This is a genomic window from Microbacterium sp. MMO-10, from assembly GCF_037148715.1.
Lineage (GTDB): Bacteria > Actinomycetota > Actinomycetes > Actinomycetales > Microbacteriaceae > Microbacterium.
Window position 1 is genome coordinate 558,326 of sequence record NZ_JBBCSV010000001.1, and the last position, 17,964, is coordinate 576,289.

Below are 17,964 nucleotides of genomic sequence, written 5' to 3' on the forward strand. Positions count from 1 at the left end.
CGAGCCTTTCCGTTCCCGTCGCAATTAATGTCGTTCGGCGGCGCCCTGAGCGACATTTTTTGCGACGGGAACAGAGCCGGGCAGGCAGACCGCGTGCCCGACCGCCGGGCCCGCGGTGCCGGGACTGGTGCCGCGGGCCCGGCGCCGGGACCGGGTGCCCGATCGCCCGGGCCGCGGGCGGGGGCCGGCGCCGGAGGCCGGCTGTGGCCGGCCGGGGGCGTCGCCGGCCACAGCCGCGGGCCCGACCGCCCGCGCGATCCTCAGCGACCCACGTAGGAGAACTGCGCCGCGTTGTAGCGATCGCCGGCGACGCCGAGGCGGGCCGCGAGGGAATCGAGGTCGGCGCGTTCGTCGGCCGACAGCGCGACCGCGGTGGATCCGGCGTTCTCCGCGATGCGCGCGGTGCGCCGGGTGCCCGGGATGGGCACGATCCACGGCTGCTGCGCGAGCAGCCAGGCCAGGGCGATCTGCCCGGGCGTCGCCCCCTTGGCCGCGGCGAGCGCCGCGACGTGATCCACGAGACGCTGGTTCGCCACGCGGTTGTCGGCGGTGTACCGCGGGATGGTGGCGCGGATGTCCCCCTCGGCGAACGACGTCTCCGCCGAGACCGTACCCGTGAGGAAGCCCTTGCCGAGTGGGCTGAACGGCACGAACCCGATGCCGAGCTCGGCGAGCGCCGGCAGCACCTCGGCCTCCGGATCCCGCGTCCACAGGGAGTACTCGCTCTGCACGGCGGTCACGGGGAACACGGCGTGCGCGCGGCGGATCGTGGCGGCCGATGCCTCGGACATGCCGAAGTGGCGCACCTTGCCCTCTCGCACGAGCTCGCCCACGGTGCCCGCGACGTCCTCGATCGGCACGGCCGGATCCACCCGGTGCTGGTAGAAGAGGTCGATCACGTCGGTGCGCAGCCGTCGGAGCGAGGCCTCGGCGACCCGGCGGATCTGCTCCGGGCGGCTGTCGACCCCGGTGTAGCGGCCGTCCTCCTCGATGTGCCAGCCGAACTTCGTGGCGATGACGACCTGGTCCCGGACGGGCTCGAGCGCTTCGCCGACGAGCTCCTCGTTGACGTAGGGCCCGTAGACCTCCGCGGTGTCGATGAGGGTGACGCCGTGGTCCAGTGCCGAACGCAGCACGCCGATCATGTCCTCCCGGCTGCCGGGATTGGGACCGTAGCTCTGCGACATCCCCATCGCGCCGAGGCCGATCGCGGAGACCTGGAGGCCCGCGCCGTCGAGTCCGTGTCCGAGTGTGCGCGTGTGCATGCGCCTCTCCTTCCGTCGCTGCCGGCCGGCCGTCGAGCCGTCCTGCCGGATCCCGCTCCGGCGGATCCGGAGCACGTCCAGTCGACTCCGATTCCCCCGCGGGCACCAGACCCGGATGTTCCGGGTACTGCCAGTGCCTGGCACCGCCCGATCGCGGCGCGTACCGTCGAGGCATGGACGATCGCGGGAGGGACGCCAGGGCCGAGGTGCAGGACTTCCTCACGTCCCGGCGCGCACGGCTGTCCCCCGAGCAGGCGGGGCTTCCCGCATACGGGCGGTTCCGCAGGGTTCCCGGGCTCCGTCGTGAGGAGGTCGCGCTGCTCGCGGGCGTCAGCGTGGACTACTACATCCGCATCGAGCGCGGCGACCTCACCCGCGCCTCCGACACGGTGCTCGCGGCCATCGCCGGAGCGCTGCAGCTGGACGAGGCCGAGACGGCCCACCTGTTCGACCTCGCCCGCGGCTCCGGCCGCGTCACGCGCCCGGGCCTCGCAGCCCCGGTGCGGGCCGCGGCCCTCCGCCCGAGCGTGCTGCGGATGATCGACGCCATCGTCGATGCGCCGGCGATCGTGCGCGGTGGCGGTTTCGACTATCTCGGCGCGAACCGCCTGGGCCGGGCGCTCTACGCCCCGCTGTTCGCGCACGAGCGGCCGAACAGCCTGCGCTTCGCCTTCCTGGACCCTGTGGCGCGCACCTTCTACCGCGAGTGGGATCAGGTCGTGCAGGATCTGGTCGCGACTCTGCACGCCGAGGTCGGACGGCACCCGGCGGATCCCGCGCTCGCGTCGATCGTCGATGAGCTGTCGGACTGCTCGGACGAGTTCCGCACACTGTGGGCGGCGCACAACGTGCGCTTCCACCGCACCGGGATCAAGCGCCTGCATCACCCGGTCGTCGGCGACCTGGACCTCACCTACGAGGGCCTGGACCTTTCCGCCGACCCGGGCGTGATGATGGCCGTGTACACGGCGGAGCCCGGATCCGGGTCGGCGGACGCTCTGCGGATGCTGGCGAGCTGGGCCGCGACCGACGAGGAGGAACGGCTCCGCGCGCGCGACCTCTGAGCTCAGTAGAGCTTCGACCGGACGGCATCCACGAACTTCGGCACCCCGGAACGAGCGAGCGCGAGCAGGAAGCCATCGACGGTCATCGCCGGGGAATCGTACCCGTCGACGAGTTCGACCAGGGTGCGGAGAGTCGGTGCGCGATAGAGGTCGAGCTGATCCAGAAGAAAGGCATCGGGGTGGACTACTTCGAGATCAAACGGCTCGACGGAATCCGTCGGGAAGTCCTTCACATTGAAGGTCACAAGCACTTCGGCGCTGCCTCGGACCGCGGCTGCGAGCACATGACGATCCTTCTTGTCATTGGTCATCGTCGGCACCAGATCGCCGTAGCCGGTAACCAGCGCATCAGCGAAGTAGTGCTCCATCGTGCTGACGCGCTTCTCAACGAGCGCAGGATCCTCGCCGTTCTTGACCAGGTTCTTCGCGAGTTCGAAAAGCACATCCCTCGACCACAGTGGCCGAAACAGCCCGCGATCAGCGAGTTCGAGGATGAAGTCGTTGAGCAGCGCCCCGTAGAGGACGTTGGTGTCGAAGAACGCCGGAAAGCTCACTCAGCGTTCAGCTCCGCACGACGCTCCACATCCGCGGGGTTACCGACCTGAATCTTCGCGCCGAGACTGGCACGGTGCAGCTCGCGCAATGCGGCTCGGCGCTCAGCACGGAAGGTCGCCTGGTAGGCGACCAAGTCCTCCAGTTGGACACGACGGTGACGGCCGGGCTTGTCGTACGCGATCTCGCCGGCCTCCAGGAGTCGGACCAGCGTCGGGCGACTGATTCCCAAGAAATCCGCGGCCTGTTGCGTCGTCATGGACATGCCCTGCGGCACTATCGTGATGCCCTCACCCGCCGCGAGCGCGTTCGTCACCTGGTCGAGGATGCGAAAGATCTCATCCGGGATGGGACGGGCATCGCCCTGAGGATCGACGAGCGCAGCCTTGGACGAACTCTGCACGAGGAAGACCTCGAGCTCGCGCATCAACTCGGCAAAATCGAGAATCTCCTCGCGAGAGTCCGCCTCAGGGAGGTAGGTCTGCGCCTTTCGGGCACCGCGTGGCACGCCAGTTGAGGTACTCATAGCAACCAACCTACTCGAACAAAACGAAAAAATCGAACATTCGGGACTCGTCGCTACGCCCGGTCCTCGCGCGGCGCCCCCTCCCCGGCACGGGGGTGATCGGCGAACCCGCGGTGCACGTCGGGGTCGATGCCGTGCGCGGCGGCGAGCCGGGCGACGAGGGCGGCGAACGCCTCGCGCTCGGCGGGATCGAGGGGCCCGAGGATGTCGGCGTTCTGCTGCTCGGCCGCCGTGCGCAGCCCCTGCAGCGCGGCGCGCCCCGCGTCGGTGAGATCGAGCCGGTGGTGACGACGGTCGTCGGGATCGCGGGTGCGGGAGACGAGTCCGGCGTGCTCGAGGGCGTCGACGAGCACCACCACGCGACTGGGCACGGCCCCGAGGCGGTCGGCGAGCGCGCGCTGGCTGAGACCGGGACTGCGCGCCAGGATGCGCAGCGCACCGGCAGTCGCCGGGGTGAGGCCGGCCGGCTTGACGAGCTCGGCGAAGCGCGCGGCGGCGAAGGATCCGAGCTGCGAGAGGAGGAAGCCCGTGCGCTCGGGGCGGCGAGGGGTGTCCATCACCTCAGCTTAGTCCCTTGATAGAATGATTCGTACCATGCATCGTTTGTTGTATGACCGATTCTTCGCAGCGCCCCCGTCGCCCTGGTGGACCTCCCCTGGGCCCGCTCGCGATCGTGACGTTCGCCCTCACGATCGCCGGCGTCGTCACCCTCATCGCGGGCACCGGATCCGCTCCCGCGCCGTTCGCACCGGCCGGCGACGTCGCGGCCTGGTACGCGGCGCACGCGCTGCCGATCCGCATCGCGGCGACGCTGCAGCTCGGCGCGGCCGTGCCGCTGGGGATCCTCGCCGCCTCCGTCTACGCGCGGCAGCTCCGGCTCGGCGTGCGGGTGCCCGGACCGGTGATCGGACTGTACGGCGGCATCGCGGCCTCGCTGCTGCTGCTCCTCTCGGCCCTCGTGACCTGGTCGCTCGCCTCCGGATCCTCCCCCGGGGATCCGGGCTCCGTCGCGGCGCTCGGCCGCCTCGCGTTCGGGCTCGGCGGCGTCGGATACGCGGTGGGCATGGGCCTGCTCATCGCGGGCATCGCCGTCCCCGCCTACATCCTGCGCCTCCTGCCGCGGTGGCTCGCCCTCGCGGGGCTCGTCATCGCCGCCGCGGGCGAGGTGTCGTTCCTCTCGCTCGTGCTGGATCCGCTGCAGGTCCTTCTTCCGATCGTCCGGTTCGGCGGCGGCGCCTGGCTCATCGCCGCGGCGTTCCTCCTCCCCCGCGATCGCCCTCGCCGGGATCCGCGCCTGGCAGGCCGGGAGGACAGGTCATGAGCTGTGCGATCGTGGTCGGCGCGAACGGGGGGATCGGCGGAGCGGTCGCACGGCGGCTCGCCGGCGAAGGGCACCGGATGCTCCTCGTGGCACGCCGGGCGGAGCCGCTCGACGCCCTCGCCGCGGAGCTGCGGACGACCGGGGTCGACGTGGCCGCGGGCGCCTTCGACGCCTCGATGGAGGGCGCGCTCGAGGAGTTCCTCTCCCGCGAAGCCCCCGATGGAATCCAGGTCGCCGTCAACAACCTCGGCGTCGCGCACCTGCCGCGCCCGCTCGGTGCGATCGACGATGCCGAGCTGGAGCACGTGCTCACGGTGGACCTCCTGGGGCTGGCGCGGTGCCTGCGGGCCGAGCTCGCCGTCATCGGCGACGGCGGGGCGATCGTGAACGTCTCGTCCACCGCGGGCATCGGCGGGGCTCCGGGGATGTCGGCCTATGCGGCCGCCAAGCACGGCGTGGTCGGACTGACCCGCACCACGGCCCTCGACGAGGCCGCTCGCGGCGTGCGGGTCAACGCCGTAGCCCCCGGCCCGATCGCCTCGGGCCGCGTGCTCACCCAGCCCGCGGAGGTGCGGGAGCACATCGGCCGGTTCGTGCCGATGCAGCGGATGGGGCGCCCCGAGGAGGTCGCGGAGGCGATCGCCTGGCTCGCGTCGCCGGCCGCCTCGTTCGTCACCGGCGCGGTCCTGCCCGTCGACGGCGGGAAGACCGCCGCGGCCTGACCCACAGACCGCTCCTCGTCGTCACCCGCTGCGCCGGGTTCCTTCGGCGCGCCCGATCCCCCTGCCGGATCCACCCACCCGCTGGATCCGCTCTGCCCGAATCCCTCCCCGTCCGATCCGAAAAGGAGACACCCATGGATCCTCTGTCCCTGCTGCGCGAGTTCCTCGTGCTCGTGCACCTCGTGGGCTTCGCCCTGCTGCTCGGCGGCTGGGCCGCCCAGGCCGTGCGCCGGCGCTACGTCACCACGACCCTGTTCCGCACCGGGCTGGGGGTCATGATCGCGTCGGGCCTGATCCTCGCGATCCCCTTCCCCGCCGGGGCGCACCTGGACTACATCAAGCTCGGCGTGAAGCTCCTCGTCGCCCTGGCGATCGGCGGCGCGTTCGGCGTCGTCATCACCCGCGAGCGCGCGGGCCGACCGACCGCGGGGGCCTTCTGGACGATCGGTGCGCTTGCGGTGCTGAATGCGGGCATCGCGATCTTCTGGCACGGCGCCTGACGCCCTCGGTCGAACTTGAGGCACGCGGGCCCGGCGGCCCGCAACCCGACGACTTCGCACGGAGATGTACGCGTTCTTCGGATCCGTTCTCTGGATCCGTCCGAAGAAGGCGCACATCTCCGCCGCAAAGTACCGGGCTGCCCCGTCCGGGAGCGACTCAGAGGCCCCGGGTCGAACCCGTCGCAGCGCCCGGCTCAGCGGAACCGGCGCAGCCTGCGGCTCAGCGGAACCGGCGCAGCCTCAGGCTGTTGCCCACCACGAAGACGCTCGAGAACGCCATGGCGGCTCCGGCCAGCATGGGGTTCAGCAGTCCCAGCGCGGCGATCGGGACCGCCGCGACGTTGTACGCGAAGGCCCAGAACAGGTTCGTCTTGATCGTGCCGACCGTGCGGCGGGAGAGCCGGATCGCGTCGGCCGCCGTGCGCAGGTCGCCGCGCACGAGCGTGATGTCGCTCGCCTCGATCGCGACGTCGGCGCCCGTGCCCATCGCCATGCCGAGGTCGGCCGTGGCGAGCGCGGGGGCGTCGTTCACGCCGTCGCCCACCATCGCGACGACGCGCCCCTCGCCCTGAAGCCGAGCGATCACGTCGACCTTGCCCTCGGGGAGCACCTCCGCTGACACCACGTCGATGCCCACCTCCGCGGCGATCCGGCGGGCGACCGCCTCGTTGTCTCCCGTGAGCAGGATCGGGGTGAGTCCGAGCCGCTTGAGCGCGGCGACGGCCTCGGCGCTCGTCGGCTTCACCGTGTCGGCGATCACGACGACGCCGCGGGCGGATCCGTCCCAGCCGACCGCGATGACGGTCTTGCCGCCGCCCTCGGCCTCGGCCTTGGCCGCCGCGACCCGCGGGCTCAGGTGCTGCGCCCAGTCCGCGAGCAGGGCCTCCCGCCCGACGAGCACGGCGTGACCGTCGACGACGCCCTGCACGCCGCGACCCGGGATGTTCTCGAAGGACTCGACGGGCGGAACCGGTCCCGCACCCGCCGCCGCACGGGCCACGGCCTGCGCGATCGGGTGCTCGGAGGCGGCCTCGACGGCGCCCGCCAGACGCAGCAGCTCGGCGGGATCCGTACCGTCCTCGACGATGACGTCGGTGACCTCCATCCGGCCGCTCGTCACCGTCCCGGTCTTGTCGAGCACGATCGTGTCGACCTTGCGGGTGGACTCCAGCACCTCCGGACCCTTGATCAGGATCCCGAGCTGCGCACCGCGACCGGTCCCGACGAGCAACGCCGTGGGGGTCGCCAGGCCGAGGGCGCACGGGCATGCGATCACGAGCACCGCCACCGCGGCCGTGAACGCCGCCGTCGCGGGGAACCCCGCGCCGAGCCAGGCCCCGAGCGTCACCACGGCGATCGCGATCACGATCGGCACGAACACTCCGCTGATCCGGTCCGCGAGGCGCTGCACCTCGGCCTTGCCGGTCTGCGCATCCTCGACGAGGCGCGCCATCTGCGCGAGCTGCGTGTCGGATCCGATCCGCGTGGCACGCACGACGAGGCGCCCGCCCGCGTTGACCGTGGCTCCGGCCACGGCATCGCCCGCGCCGACCTCGACGGGCACGGACTCGCCGGTGAGCATCGAGGCGTCGACCGCCGACGTCCCGGAGACGATGACGCCGTCGGTCGCGATCTTCTCCCCCGGTCGCACCACGAACTCGTCGCCGACGACGAGCTGCGCGATCGGGATCCGCACCTCCTCGGTCCGCACGGCGGTCTGCGCCGACGCACTCCCCGCGTCCGAACCCGCGCCCCCGGGCACCGCGCCCGCGTCCGCCGCCTCCGGGGCAGCGCCCCCGGCCCCTGCGCCCGCCGAAGCGCGCAGCACCGCCACGTCCTTGGCGCCGAGTTCGAGCAGCGCGCGCAGCGCCGCTCCCGCCCGCCGCTTGGAGCGCTTCTCGAAGTACCGTCCGGCCAGGATGAACACGGTCACGCCCGCACCCACCTCGAGGTAGATGTTGCTGCTGCCGTCACCGGCCTGCAGAGCGAACGAGAACTCGTGCCGCATGCCCGGCATGCCGGCCGTGCCGAGGAAGAGGGCGTACAGCGACCAGCCGAAAGCGGCCAGCGTCCCCATCGAGATGAGGGTGTCCATGGTCGCGGCGCCGTGGCGCAGGTTCAGCCAGGCGGCGCGGTGGAACGGCCAGGCGCCCCACACGATCACCGGCGCGGCGAGCGCGAGCGAGGCCCATTGCCAGTTGGTGAACTGCAGCGCCGGGATCATCGCCATCGCGATGACGGGCACGGCCAGCACCGCGCTGACGACGAGACGGGTGCGCAGGGAGCGCAGCTCGGGGTCGTCCGCCGTAGGGGCATCGCCGGCCGGCGGCTCCGCGACCGGCGGCGCGGGGAGCACCGCGGAGTAGCCGATGTCCTCGACCTGTGCGATGAGCGTCGCGGGGTCGAAGCCGTCCGGCAGGTCGACCCTCGCCTTCTCGGTCGCGTAGTTCACCGTGGCGGTGACGCCGTCGATCCGGTTGAGCGTCTTCTCGATGCGGTTGGCGCAGGAGGCGCACGTCATCCCGCCGATCTCGAGCTCCACGCTGTTCGCGTTCATGGGTGCATCTCCTTCCGGGGTCGGTCGGCTTCGAGGGGTCAGTGCTGGTGGGTCGCGGTCTCGGCGCCGTGCGCATCCAGGACGAACGCTGCGGTGTGCACGGATCCGGAGGCCAGGAAGTCGAAATAGAGCAGGTAGCGGCCGGCGGTGGGCACGTGCGCGCCGAACCGGACCTCGGGGCCGGAGGTCGCGTCCGGACCGGTCGGTGCGGCGCCCTCGGGGTGCACGTGCAGGTAGGCGAGGTCGCCTTCGCGCAGCGCGACCAGATGCCCGAAAGCCCCGAGGTACGGCTGCAGCGTCGTGACGGGCTCGCCGTCGCGCCGGACCGTCACGGTGAGCTCGGAGCCGGATCCGGCGACGAGATCGCCCGCGATGCTGACGTCGAAGCCATCGACGCTCGTCCGGGTGCTCGTCGCAGGGACGACGGGCGCGAAGGATCCGGCGACCTCGACCGTTCGCGAGAGCGTGATCGGATCCGCCTCCGTCCCCTGAGGCTCGCGCAGGGCCGCGAAGTCGGCGAACACCCGGTACGAGCCGGCGGCGCTCCAGGACCACGGGATGCTCCAGGTGCCGGTGGCCGCGTCGAGAACGGGGTGCACGTGCCGGAACTGCGCGCCGTCGCTGCGGACGACGATGAGGTGCAGGTCCTTCTCGTGCTGTGGCGCGTAGGCGGTGAGCGGGGTTCCCGATGAGTCCAGGATCCGGAAGCTCAGCGTCCCCTGCTCCCCCACCGCGGCCGGCGCGGAGACCGGATCCAGCGTGTACCCGCCGGCGGCGAGCGACACGCCCGCAGTCGACGCGGCCGCCTGTGCGCCCTGGTCGGCGCCCGTCTGCGGCGCGCTGCCGTGCGCGTCGTGCCCGTTCATGCTCTTCTCCTCCTGCTGAGTTCCCTGCTCGTGCTGAGTGCTCTGCGCCGCGGCGTCTCGCGGGGCGACGAGCGCCGCGACGCCGAAGGCCACGGCGAACGCCGCCGCGAGCCCGGCGCCGTAGAGACTCAGTCGTCCCGCGGTGTTCATCAGGCCCGGACCGCCCGGTAGCCCGCCTCGTCGACGGCCGCGAAGACGCTCGCGTCCTCGAGCGGGGCGCTCGCCGTGATCCGGAGCGAGCCGTCGGCGGCGCTCACCTCGACGGCGTCGACGCCGGCGATCTTGCCGACCTCGCGGCGCACGGACATCTCGCAGTGCCCGCAGGTCATCCCGGTCACCTGGTATTCGGTCGTGGTCATGTCGTCTCCTTCGGTCGATACCCCGTCCGGGTATCCGATATCGACAACCATATACCCCCTGGGGGTATTCCGCATCCGTCGAGAATGCCGCATCGCAAGGCAGCGCCCGCGGATCCGGGAGCTGCACCGGCACGTCGCACCGGTCCGGGATCAGTGCAGCGCGCCGTCCGCCTCGACCACGCGCCATGCGTGCAGGCGCACGGCGAGGCCGGCCCGCGTCGGCGCGCAGACGAACGGACCCGCCTCGGCGGTGACCCCGGCCGGGAAGGGCAGCACGCGCACCAGCTGGAGGGGCTGCCCCGAGAGGCCGGCGCGTACGGTGAGCGCGTCCGCCCCGCGACTGACCCGCACCTGGATCCGGCGGTCCGCCCACTCCGGCACCGGCGCGAGCGACCAGTCCGACATCCCGTCGGTGACGACGGCGCCGACCTGCGGCCGCCCGTCCGCGAACTCGACGCCGGCCTTGACCCAGCGCTCCGCCGAGACGCGCACGAAGACGCCCGCCTGATCGAACTGCTCGGAGAACGCCGCCGTGAACTCCACCTCCACAGCGGTGCCCACGGCGAACGACACAAGGAGCGCATGCTCGCTGTCGTGCACGAAGCCGTAGGACGTGACCCGCCATGCATCGCTGCCCTCGACGGCCGTGACGACGAGGTCGCCGTGCTCTTCCGCCGTCCCCGCGGGATCGTGGGTCCAGCGTCCGTCCGACCAGGCGATGTCCGTCATGACCTCAGGCTACGGGCACGGCGGCGGCCGGGCGGGCCCCGTCGGTGCGGGTAGTCTCGGCTCCATGTCCGACGGAACCGCCGACCCCGCCGCGGTCACCGCACCGGTCAGCGCCCGCGCCCGGCAGCGCGCCGCGGATCGCTGGTTCCGCGAGCAGGGGCTGCCGACCTTCGTGCCGCTGCGGCGCTGGTTCACCGACCTGCCGCGCCGCGTCGCCCCGCTGGTGACCTCGGTCACCCTGACCGCCGCGCTGCTCTCGGGGATGGGCGAGGGGATCGATGCGATCGCGGCGCTCCTGCCCGACGACGAGTGGGCGCTGCTGGGGATCGTGCTGCTGTTCCTCGCCCTCACCGCGGTCATCGCGTGGGCCGGGTTCCGGCTCATCCGCGCGGCGCTGCGCCGGCTCTCCGCCCCGTCCGGCACCGCGGTCGCGGGGATCGTGATCGCGATCTGCCTGGTCGCGCTCATCGTGGGCGGCTATCTGCTGAAGCCGGCGGCCCTGGTCGCCCCGGTGATCGAGGGGCTCGCCCTCGTCGCCGTCTGCATGCTGGCCACGGGCGCCGGCGGCGGTGCGCTGCTCTCTTGGGGCAGCCGCCTCGCGGTGCGCAACGTCTCGGCGGTCGGGCACATGGCGTCGATCGCGCTCCCCGTCATCCTGATGCTCGTGGTCTTCGCGTTCTTCTCCGCCGAGGTCTGGCAGATGAGCTCGGCGCTGCCCTGGGGATCCATCGCGCTCGTCGGCGCAGTCGTCGCGGCGCTCGCGCTCATCGTGGTCCTGCGGGTGTGCGCGTCCGAGATCGACGAGATCAGGCAGACCCTCACCCCCGAGGAGCGCGCCGCCCTGCTCGTCGGCACCCCCATCGCGCGCGAGGGATCCGCATCGGCGCCGTCCGCGCCGCTGCGCTTCGTCCAGCGCTTCAACGTGATGCTCGTGATGGCGGTCGCCCAGCTCATGCAGGCCGTGCTGTTCGCGGCGATGCTCTGGGCGCTGCTCGTGCTCATCGGCGGCATCGCCATCCCGGTCGGGGTCGTCGAGCTGTGGGTGGGACCGGGAACGCCCGCCCACCCCCTGCACGTGGAGCGCCTGGCGATCGGCGGCGCGACGCTCCCGATCACGATGAATCTCGTCAAGACGGCGGCGCTGATGTCGATCATCTCCTCGCTGCCGTTCGTCCTGTCGGCGGTGAGCGAGCAGCGCTACCGCGAGCGCTTCTTCGATCCGATCATGGCCGACATGCGGCGCGCGATCGTCGTGCGCGACGTGCTCATGGCGCGCACCCGCGGAGGCCGGGCGGCCGGCTGAGCCCCGCCCTTGCGGAGTCCGCCCGGCACGCCGCGGCGGGCGGATCCGTAGACTCCGGCCATGCGCATCGTCGTCTCCGGCACGCACGCGACCGGAAAGAGCACCCTGATCTCCGACTTCGCCCTTCTGCACCCGGGCTTCGCCGTGCTGCCCGATCCCTTCGAGCTCGTGGACGAGAGCCTCGGATCCGGATCCGTCGTCGCTCAGCTGAGGGCCAGCGCCGAGCGCCTCCTCGATCCCGCTCTTCCGAACGCCGTGATCGCGGAGCGCGGGCCGCTCGACTTCCTCGCCTACCTCGCCGCGTTCGACGAGCTCGGTCGCTCCGGGACCGCCGCCGGGCTCCTGCGCCGCGAGGCGCCGCTCGCCGCCGAGGCCATGCGGAAGGTCGATCTGCTCGTGCTTCTCGGCCCGGAGGACATCGCGGTTCCGGAAGAGGAGGACCCGGAGCTGCGGGACGCGACGGCCGAGGCGCTGCTCGAGCTCGCCGACGACGAGGACCTCACCGGCGGCACCCGGATCCTGGACCTCTCCGGCGCACCCGCCGTGCGCCTCGCCGCCCTGGAGGCCGCGGTCGCCGGCTGAGGCGCCGCCTCCGCGACCGCGGCTCCCGCCACTCCCCCGAGCACAACGCAGGAGATCCCGTCGCCGTTGGCCTGAACGGACCGCGCAGACACCGCATCTCCTGCGTTGTGCTCGGGGCGAACCGGTGGATCAGACGCGCAGCGCCTGCTCCAGGTCGGCGAGCAGGTCGGCGGGATCCTCCAGGCCGACGGAGAGGCGCACGACCTCGACGGGGACCGCAGCCTCGGTGCCGCGCACGGAGGCGTGGGTCATCGCGTCGGGGTAGTTGACGAGCGACTCCACGCCGCCCAGCGACTCGGCGAGCTGGAACACGCGCGTCGACTCGGCGAAGCGCCGCGCAGCCTCCCCCGACTCCAGGGCGACCGAGACGATCCCGCCGAAACCGGACATCTGTCGCGCGGCGAGCTCGTGGCCGGGGTGCTCGGGCAGCCCCGGGTAGTACACGCGGGCGACGCGCGGATGGGTCACGAGGAACTCGGCGACCGCCTCGGCGTTGGCGTTGTGCTGGCGCATCCGCACCGGCAGGGTCTTGATGCCGCGCGTGGTGAGCCAGGCGTCGAAGGGTCCGGAGACCGCGCCCACCGCGAACTGCAGGAAGCCGACCTTCTCGGCCAGTTCGGCGTCATTGAGCACGACCGCCCCGCCGACGACGTCCGAGTGACCCCCGAGGTACTTCGTCGTCGAGTGCACCACCACGTCGGCGCCGAGGGCGAGCGGGCGCTGCAGCGCGGGGGTGGCGAAGGTGTTGTCGACGACGACCACGGATCCGGCGGCGTGGCCGATCTCCGCGAGGGCGGCGATGTCGGAGATCCGCAGCAGCGGGTTCGACGGCGTCTCGACCCAGAGCACGCGCGGAGGACGCGCGGCGACCGCGGCGCGGACCGCCTCGGTGTCGCTCATGTCGACGACCTGCACCGTGACGCCCCAGGCGCCGAGCACCCGCGAGATGAGCCGGAACGTGCCGCCGTAGACGTCGTTGCCGAGCAGCACGTGGTCGCCGGGCTGCAGGATCGCGCGGAGCAGGGTGTCCTCCGCGGCGAGGCCGGACGCGAACGAGTAGGCGCGGGCGCCGCCCTCCAGCGCGGCGAGCTGCGCCTGCAGCGCGTCGCGGGTCGGGTTGCCGCTGCGTCCGTACTCGTACCCCTGGCGGAGGCCCCCGATGCCGTCCTGCAGGAACGTGGTCGACAGGTGCAGCGGAGGGATCACCGCCCCCGTGTACGGGTCGGCGGCCTGCCCGGCGTGGATGGCGGCGGTGGCGGTCTTGTCGGTCTCGATGGTCATGTCGGATCCCTTCGGGGTCGGAGCGTTCGTGGTGTCTGCGAGGTCGTTGAGCGAGGACGGCGCAGCCGAGCCGGAGCCGCCGGGGTCGTTGAGCGAGGACGGCGCAGCCGACCGAGACGAAACGCCGGGGTGCGCAGCGGGCGCAGCCGGCACGGCGAACCCGTTCCCGGTCATCCAGTCGTCGTCGTAGAGCTTGTCGAGGTAGCCGCGGCCGTGGTCGGGCAGCAGCACGACCACGACGTCGTGCTCACCCAGCCCTTCCGCGATCCGGAGGGCGGCGACCACGGCCATGCCGCTGGATCCGCCGACGAGGAGCCCCTCCTCGCGGGCGAGCCGGCGGGTCATCGCGAACGACTCCGCATCCGAGACGCGCTCGTAGCCATCGACCACGGATCCGTCGAACGTGTCGGGGAGGAAGTCCTCGCCCACTCCCTCCACCAGATAGGAGTGCACCGGACCGCCGGAGTAGAGGGACCCCTCCGGATCCGCGCCGACGACGCGCACGCGGCCGGCGCTCACCTCCTTGAGGTAGCGGCCGGTGCCGCTGATGGTGCCACCGGTGCCGATGCCCGCGACGAAGTGGGTGACCCGGCCTTCGGTGTCGGCCCAGATCTCCGGGCCCGTCGACTCGTAGTGCCCCCGCGGCCCGTTCTGGTTCGCGAACTGGTTCGGATTGAACGCCCCGGGGATCTCCCGTGCCAGCCGCGCCGCGACCGAGTAGTACGACTCCGGGTGCTCCGGCGGCACCGAGGTGGGTGTGACGACGACCTCGGCCCCGAAGGCGCGCAGCGTGGCCACCTTGGGTCCGTCGAACTTGTCCGGGACGACGAACACCATGCGGTAGCCCCGTTGCAGGGCGATCAGCGCGAGGCCGACCCCGGTGTTGCCGCTGGTCGCCTCGACGATCGTGCCGCCGGGGCGCAGCAGCCCATCGCGCTCGGCGGCATCGACGATGGACCGCGCGATGCGGTCCTTCGCGGATCCGCCGGGGTTGAAGTACTCGACCTTGGCGAGAACGGTCGCCGTGATGGCCGGCCGTTCGGCGGTCGCGCCGACGACGGAGGAGAGACGGACGAGGGGGGTCGCGCCGACGAGATCGGCGACGTGGCTTGCGTAGCGCACGGGGGGTGTTCCTGAACGGTCGTCGCGCGAGAGAGCGCGGAGCTGTCTGTGGTCGTCGAAGGAGCGCGGAGGGCGCTCAGAGACAACAACGACAGGTCAGGCTCACGCGGCCAGCATACGCCTTCCGATCCGGATCCGATTCCCGCGGCGTAATAGAGGCCGTAACAGAGGCGCAGTCCGCGCACGCCCGATAGGCAGGGGCGGCGTCGACGGGGCGCCGGCGCCCGGAGCGCGGCTGACGCCGCGGCGGCCTCAGGCGCGGAGCAGGGCGTCCTCGAGGGCGACCCAGGCGAGCATCGCGCACTTCACGCGCGCCACGTAACGGCTGACGCCGGTGAGCGCCGCGGCGTCGCCGTAGAGGTCCTCGTCGAGCTCGACGGCGCCGCGCGAGCGCAGGGCCTCGCGGAAGCCGTCGATGAGCGTCGTCGCCTCGGCCCGGGTCTTGCCGACCACGAGCTCGGTGAGCATCGACGCCGACGCCTGGGAGATCGAGCAGCCCGCGCCGTCCCAGCTCACCGCGGCGATGCGGTCGCCCTCGTCCGAGATGCGCGCGCGCAGCGTGATCTCGTCGCCGCAGATCGGGTTGCGCTGGTGCGACTCCGCTTCATGGGCGTCGTCCGTCGCCTCGAGCAGGCCCTTGCCGTGCGGGCGCTTGGAGTGATCCAGGATGAGCTCCTGGTACAGGTCTTCGAGGCCGCTCACTTCGGCTCCCTCCGGTCGCTCGGCGCATCGCCTGCCCGATGCACCCCCTGCTCCGCGGAGGATCCGGAGACGCCGAAGAACTCCCGCACCCCCGAGACCGCGTCGAGCATGCGATCCACCTCGTCGGCCGTGTTGTACAGCGCCGCAGAGGCGCGCACCGACGCGGTCACGCCGAGGCGCGCGTGTACCGGCTCGGCGCAATGGTGGCCGACGCGCACGGCGACCCCGCGTGCGTCGAGGAACTGCCCGACGTCGTGCGCGTGCACGCCGTCGACGACGAAGGCCTGCAGAGCCACGCGCTCCGCGCCCTCCGCGGCGCCGAGCAGCCGGACCCCCTCGATCGCGCCGAGGCCTTCGCGCAGGCGGCGTTCGAGCGCCGCCTCGTGCGCGTGGACCGCATCCATCCCGAGACCGTCGAGGTAGCGCACGGCGGCGGCGAGCGCGATCGCCTGCGACACCGGCTGCGTGCCGGCCTCGAAGCGCTGCGGCGGCGGCAGGAACTCGGTGCGTTCGAAGGTGACCCGGGTGATCATCGAGCCTCCGGTGAGGAACGGCGGCAGCGCCGCGAGGACCTCCCGGCGTCCGTACAGGCCGCCGATGCCGTACGGCCCCTGCATCTTGTGCCCGGAGAACACGGCGAGGTCGACGCCGAGCGCGGGCAGATCCAGCGGCAGATGCGGCGCCGACTGACACGCGTCGAGCACGGTGAGGGCGCCGACCTCACGCGCCAGCGCCACCACCGCATCCACCGGGTTCACGATGCCGAGCACGTTCGAGACGTGCGTGAAAGCGACGACCCTGGTGCGGGATCCGATGACCTGCGCTGCGTGATCGAGATCGAGCGACCCGTCGTCGCGGATCCGGATCACCCGCAGCACGGCTCCCGTGCGCGCCGCGAGCTCCTGCCACGGCACGATGTTCGCGTGGTGCTCGGCTTCGGTGACAACGAGTTCGTCGCCCGGCTGCAGCGCGAAGCGGGCGCTCGCGGGCGCACCACGACCGAGCGTGGCGTTGCCGATCGCGTAGGCGACGAGGTTCAGTCCCTCGGTGGCGCCGTGCGTCCAGACCAGGTCGTCCGGCTGCGCCCCGACGAAGCCGGCCACGGCGGCGCGGGCGTCCTCGTACAGCTCGGTGGCCTCCGCGGCGAGGGTGTGCGCGCCGCGGTGCACGGCGGCGTTCGAGCGCTCCAGGAAGTCGCGCTCCGCATCGAGCACGACGCGGGGCTTCTGGCTCGTCGCGGCCGAGTCGAGATACGCCAGCGGCATGCCGTTGACGGACTCGGCGAGGAGGGGGAAGTCGGCGCGGACGGCGGCCGCATCGAGGACGGGAGAGCTCACACATCAACGCTACGTCAGTGCGGGGCGGCTGGACGCGCTGTGGCGCCGCAGCTGCGATCCGCAGAAGCGGAGTGAAACACGCGATCGCGCCTCTGGACAGAACCGCCGCGGGGGAATACCTTGTGCCGTAAGCAGTATATCGGGGGGATTCATGCAGGGTCGTGCGCGTTCGCTACGGGGATTCGTCCCCGCTGCGCTCGCGGGCGGAATCCTCGTCCTCGGCTGGATGGCCCTGTCCATCGCCTTCGGATCCGGATCGGCGCAGGCCGCGGAAACCGCACCTCCGGCACCCCCGAGCCTCCTCGGCACGCTGCAGAGCACCGTCGGTGCGGTGCAGGACACGATCGTCGACGCGCCGGCCACCGTGCAGAGCACGCTCTCGGCCGTGCAGCAGACCGTCACCGAAGTCCTCCCCTCCCCCGTCGCCGACGCGGTGGCACCCGCGACCGACGCGATCGCCGACGCGCCGGCTCCCGCGGACGCCCCGGAGACGGCCACGCCCCTGGTGGCACCCCTCGTGGACGCGGCGGCCCCGCTCCTGCAGAGCCTCGGCCAGACGGCCGGCTCCGCGGTCGACGCGGTCACCAGCACGGCCGGAACCATCGCTCCGGCGCTGAGCCCCGTGCTGACTCCGGTCGGAGCTGTGCTGCAGCAGGTCCCCGCGACGCTCGATTCGGTGACCGCGACCCTTCCGAGCCTGGCGGCGTCCGTCGACGACACGGTGGGCACGGTGACCGACTCCGTGCACTCCGTGACCGGCCCCGCCCCCTCGCCCGTCGCAGGGGAAACGCCCCAGCTCATCCCTCCGGCACCCGCCGGCATTCCGGATCCCGCTTCGCCCCCGGTGGCGCCCTCCTCGTCCCCGACGGAGGAAGGACCCGTGCTCGCGGCGCCCGCGCTCGACGAGGGCTTCTCCGTCGCGCCGCCGGCCACGACGTCCGTGGTCTCTCCCGGCGCCCCCGCGCGCCACCCGGCTGGATCGCCGACCTCCGAGTTCGGCGTGCCGGGAACCGGATCCGCCTCCGGCGGCAGCACGACCGACCTGCGCCTGTTCGGCACGGTCTCCTCTCCGTCGGCGGGCGAGCGCCTGCTGACCGTCCGCATCGGATCCGCAGGCGATGACCGCCTGCCGGTCTCTCCGGTCGCGGACCACGACTCCTCTCCCGACTGATCGGG

Annotated in this window: 18 protein-coding genes and 1 pseudogene; 7 read left to right on the forward strand and 12 right to left on the reverse strand. The window is 72.4% G+C overall.

Annotated features, from left to right (window positions below; all coding sequences use genetic code 11):
- Nucleotides 1-260: 260 nt before the first annotated feature.
- The gene (locus tag WFJ17_RS02640) at nt 261-1,265 is read right to left on the reverse strand and encodes an aldo/keto reductase (RefSeq protein WP_336647611.1); all 1,005 of its coding nucleotides are present in this window, start codon (nt 1,263-1,265) and stop codon (nt 261-263) included.
- 173 nt (nt 1,266-1,438) lie between these two features.
- Between WFJ17_RS02640 and WFJ17_RS02645 the strand changes: the two genes are divergently transcribed.
- Entirely contained in the window at nt 1,439-2,329 is an 891-nt protein-coding gene (locus WFJ17_RS02645) for a helix-turn-helix domain-containing protein (RefSeq protein ID WP_251443559.1), read from the forward strand.
- Nucleotides 2,330-2,331: 2 nt separating this feature from the next.
- On the opposite strand, the gene WFJ17_RS02650 is transcribed toward WFJ17_RS02645, so the two are convergent.
- From WFJ17_RS02650 to WFJ17_RS02660, 3 genes are read right to left on the reverse strand one after another with little or no spacing between them, the layout of a single operon-like run.
- Nucleotides 2,332-2,883: a PIN domain-containing protein gene (locus WFJ17_RS02650; protein WP_336647612.1), complete on the reverse strand. Its 552-nt coding sequence runs from the start codon at nt 2,881-2,883 to the stop codon at nt 2,332-2,334.
- Nucleotides 2,880-3,407: a helix-turn-helix domain-containing protein gene (locus WFJ17_RS02655; RefSeq protein ID WP_336647613.1), complete on the reverse strand. Its 528-nt coding sequence runs from the start codon at nt 3,405-3,407 to the stop codon at nt 2,880-2,882. Before WFJ17_RS02655 ends, WFJ17_RS02650 begins: the two co-directional genes overlap by 4 nt.
- A 53-nt stretch (nt 3,408-3,460) precedes the next feature.
- Nucleotides 3,461-3,964, reverse strand: coding sequence for a MarR family winged helix-turn-helix transcriptional regulator (locus WFJ17_RS02660; RefSeq protein ID WP_336647614.1), 504 nt, complete (start codon nt 3,962-3,964; stop codon nt 3,461-3,463).
- Between the two features lie 53 nt (nt 3,965-4,017).
- Here WFJ17_RS02660 and WFJ17_RS02665 point away from each other — a divergent pair, with 53 nt between their 5' ends.
- From WFJ17_RS02665 to WFJ17_RS02675, 3 genes are all read left to right on the forward strand, one after another.
- Entirely contained in the window at nt 4,018-4,728 is a 711-nt protein-coding gene (locus WFJ17_RS02665) for a hypothetical protein (protein ID WP_336647615.1), read from the forward strand.
- Nucleotides 4,725-5,450 carry an SDR family NAD(P)-dependent oxidoreductase gene (locus WFJ17_RS02670; RefSeq protein ID WP_336647616.1) on the forward strand — a complete coding sequence of 242 codons (726 nt, stop codon included), beginning with the start codon at nt 4,725-4,727 and terminating at the stop codon, nt 5,448-5,450. The genes WFJ17_RS02665 and WFJ17_RS02670 overlap by 4 nt, the downstream gene beginning before the upstream one ends.
- A gap of 134 nt (nt 5,451-5,584) precedes the next feature.
- A complete protein-coding gene (locus tag WFJ17_RS02675) occupies nt 5,585-5,950 on the forward strand; it encodes a Fe-S protein (RefSeq protein ID WP_251443577.1) in 366 nt (121 codons plus the stop codon).
- 220 nt (nt 5,951-6,170) lie between these two features.
- Here WFJ17_RS02675 and WFJ17_RS02680 read toward each other — a convergent pair whose 3' ends face one another.
- From WFJ17_RS02680 to WFJ17_RS02695, 4 genes are all read right to left on the reverse strand, one after another.
- Nucleotides 6,171-8,507 carry a heavy metal translocating P-type ATPase gene (locus tag WFJ17_RS02680; RefSeq protein WP_336647617.1) on the reverse strand — a complete coding sequence of 779 codons (2,337 nt, stop codon included), beginning with the start codon at nt 8,505-8,507 and terminating at the stop codon, nt 6,171-6,173.
- Nucleotides 8,508-8,545: 38 nt separating this feature from the next.
- Nucleotides 8,546-9,523, reverse strand: a complete 978-nt coding sequence (locus WFJ17_RS02685) for a heavy-metal-associated domain-containing protein (protein WP_251443582.1) — start codon at nt 9,521-9,523, stop codon at nt 8,546-8,548.
- Nucleotides 9,523-9,732, reverse strand: a complete 210-nt coding sequence (locus WFJ17_RS02690; protein ID WP_251443585.1) for a heavy-metal-associated domain-containing protein — start codon at nt 9,730-9,732, stop codon at nt 9,523-9,525. Before WFJ17_RS02690 ends, WFJ17_RS02685 begins: the two co-directional genes overlap by 1 nt.
- A gap of 150 nt (nt 9,733-9,882) precedes the next feature.
- Nucleotides 9,883-10,461: a DUF1349 domain-containing protein gene (locus WFJ17_RS02695; protein ID WP_251443588.1), complete on the reverse strand. Its 579-nt coding sequence runs from the start codon at nt 10,459-10,461 to the stop codon at nt 9,883-9,885.
- 64 nt (nt 10,462-10,525) lie between these two features.
- On the opposite strand from WFJ17_RS02695, the gene WFJ17_RS02700 reads away from it, so the two are divergent.
- Nucleotides 10,526-11,764 (forward strand): hypothetical protein, encoded by a 1,239-nt coding sequence (locus WFJ17_RS02700; RefSeq protein WP_336647618.1) that lies wholly within the window; start codon nt 10,526-10,528, stop codon nt 11,762-11,764.
- 60 nt (nt 11,765-11,824) lie between these two features.
- Complete coding sequence (locus WFJ17_RS02705) at nt 11,825-12,346, forward strand: hypothetical protein (RefSeq protein ID WP_336647619.1); 522 nt, start codon at nt 11,825-11,827, stop codon at nt 12,344-12,346.
- 129 nt (nt 12,347-12,475) lie between these two features.
- Here the strand turns inward: WFJ17_RS02705 and WFJ17_RS02710 are convergent, their stop codons facing one another.
- The 4 genes and pseudogenes from WFJ17_RS02710 to WFJ17_RS02725 all read right to left on the reverse strand — a co-directional run bounded on the left by WFJ17_RS02710 (nt 12,476) and on the right by WFJ17_RS02725 (nt 16,788).
- The gene (locus WFJ17_RS02710; protein WP_336647788.1) at nt 12,476-13,627 is read right to left on the reverse strand and encodes a cystathionine gamma-synthase; all 1,152 of its coding nucleotides are present in this window, start codon (nt 13,625-13,627) and stop codon (nt 12,476-12,478) included.
- Nucleotides 13,628-13,903: 276 nt separating this feature from the next.
- Nucleotides 13,904-14,749, reverse strand: a pseudogene (locus tag WFJ17_RS02715) (PLP-dependent cysteine synthase family protein); the annotation flags it as partial.
- A 252-nt stretch (nt 14,750-15,001) separates the two neighbouring features.
- Complete coding sequence (sufU, locus tag WFJ17_RS02720; protein ID WP_292882583.1) at nt 15,002-15,451, reverse strand: Fe-S cluster assembly sulfur transfer protein SufU; 450 nt, start codon at nt 15,449-15,451, stop codon at nt 15,002-15,004.
- Complete coding sequence (locus WFJ17_RS02725; protein WP_336647620.1) at nt 15,448-16,788, reverse strand: SufS family cysteine desulfurase; 1,341 nt, start codon at nt 16,786-16,788, stop codon at nt 15,448-15,450. Before WFJ17_RS02725 ends, sufU begins: the two co-directional genes overlap by 4 nt.
- 226 nt (nt 16,789-17,014) lie before the next feature.
- Between WFJ17_RS02725 and WFJ17_RS02730 the strand changes: the two genes are divergently transcribed.
- On the forward strand, nt 17,015-17,959 hold the full coding sequence (locus tag WFJ17_RS02730; protein ID WP_336647621.1) for a hypothetical protein: 945 nt from the start codon (nt 17,015-17,017) through the stop codon (nt 17,957-17,959).
- Nucleotides 17,960-17,964: the final 5 nt, after the last annotated feature.

What these genes read in the sequence shown, in the direction of transcription:
- WFJ17_RS02640 (WP_336647611.1), bottom strand. Translation starts at nt 1,265, where the DNA reads ATGCACACGCGCACACTCGGACACGGACTCGACGGCGCGGGCCTCCAG.
- WFJ17_RS02675 (WP_251443577.1), top strand. Translation starts at nt 5,585, where the DNA reads ATGGATCCTCTGTCCCTGCTGCGCGAGTTCCTCGTGCTCGTGCACCTC.
- WFJ17_RS02700 (WP_336647618.1), top strand. Translation starts at nt 10,526, where the DNA reads ATGTCCGACGGAACCGCCGACCCCGCCGCGGTCACCGCACCGGTCAGC.
- WFJ17_RS02730 (WP_336647621.1), top strand. Translation starts at nt 17,015, where the DNA reads ATGGCCCTGTCCATCGCCTTCGGATCCGGATCGGCGCAGGCCGCGGAA.
- WFJ17_RS02705 (WP_336647619.1), top strand. Translation starts at nt 11,825, where the DNA reads ATGCGCATCGTCGTCTCCGGCACGCACGCGACCGGAAAGAGCACCCTG.
- WFJ17_RS02695 (WP_251443588.1), bottom strand. Translation starts at nt 10,461, where the DNA reads ATGACGGACATCGCCTGGTCGGACGGACGCTGGACCCACGATCCCGCG.
- WFJ17_RS02690 (WP_251443585.1), bottom strand. Translation starts at nt 9,732, where the DNA reads ATGACCACGACCGAATACCAGGTGACCGGGATGACCTGCGGGCACTGC.
- WFJ17_RS02710 (WP_336647788.1), bottom strand. Translation starts at nt 13,627, where the DNA reads ATGACCATCGAGACCGACAAGACCGCCACCGCCGCCATCCACGCCGGG.
- WFJ17_RS02645 (WP_251443559.1), top strand. Translation starts at nt 1,439, where the DNA reads ATGGACGATCGCGGGAGGGACGCCAGGGCCGAGGTGCAGGACTTCCTC.
- WFJ17_RS02660 (WP_336647614.1), bottom strand. Translation starts at nt 3,964, where the DNA reads ATGGACACCCCTCGCCGCCCCGAGCGCACGGGCTTCCTCCTCTCGCAG.
- WFJ17_RS02665 (WP_336647615.1), top strand. Translation starts at nt 4,018, where the DNA reads ATGACCGATTCTTCGCAGCGCCCCCGTCGCCCTGGTGGACCTCCCCTG.
- WFJ17_RS02685 (WP_251443582.1), bottom strand. Translation starts at nt 9,523, where the DNA reads ATGAACACCGCGGGACGACTGAGTCTCTACGGCGCCGGGCTCGCGGCG.
- WFJ17_RS02670 (WP_336647616.1), top strand. Translation starts at nt 4,725, where the DNA reads ATGAGCTGTGCGATCGTGGTCGGCGCGAACGGGGGGATCGGCGGAGCG.
- WFJ17_RS02680 (WP_336647617.1), bottom strand. Translation starts at nt 8,507, where the DNA reads ATGAACGCGAACAGCGTGGAGCTCGAGATCGGCGGGATGACGTGCGCC.
- WFJ17_RS02655 (WP_336647613.1), bottom strand. Translation starts at nt 3,407, where the DNA reads ATGAGTACCTCAACTGGCGTGCCACGCGGTGCCCGAAAGGCGCAGACC.